The organism is Mycobacterium sp. P7213 (genome assembly GCF_900604305.1).
Classification (GTDB): Bacteria; Actinomycetota; Actinomycetes; order Mycobacteriales; family Mycobacteriaceae; genus Mycobacterium.
This window is the reverse complement of sequence record NZ_UWOA01000133.1, coordinates 1-515: the sequence shown is the minus strand read 5'-3', so window position 1 is coordinate 515 and position 515 is coordinate 1. Positions and strand designations below refer to the sequence as shown.

At 72.6% G+C, this 515-nt stretch carries 1 pseudogene; it reads right to left on the bottom strand.

Annotated features, from left to right (window positions below):
* Positions 1 to 515: pseudogene (locus tag EJK91_RS22095) on the bottom strand (hypothetical protein); the annotation flags it as partial.

The window sequence follows — 515 nt, the reverse complement described above, 5'->3', positions numbered from 1 at the left end:
CCACCGGCGGCACCGAGGCCCTGGGTGCCGGCCTTGCTGCCGCTACCCCCGAGGCCACCATTGCCACCATTACCACCGGAGGTGCCGGACTCACCGGCAGTGCCGTCACCACCGGGGGTGACCGCGTTCGTGCCGGCCTTGCCGGTGTAGCCGGCACCACCGGTGGCGCCGTTACCGCCATTGCCGCCCACACCCGCGGCGGCGTTGCCGCCACCGACCTGGGTACCCCCGGCGCCACCGTTACCACCGTTACCACCGGAACCACCATTGCCGCCGGACACCCCGGCGGTGGTGGAGTTGGTGCCTGCCAAACCGTTACCACCGGCACCACCATTGCCACCCACACCGGCGGTGCCATTGGCACCGTCAGCGGCCTTACCGGTCAGGCCGGTGCCACCGATACCGCCGGCGGCGGCGTTCCCGCCGGCACCACCAGCACCACCATCGAAGCCATCGACATGCCCGGCGTTGCCGTTGGCGCCGGCAGCGCCGTTGCCGCCCTGGCCACCGGACCC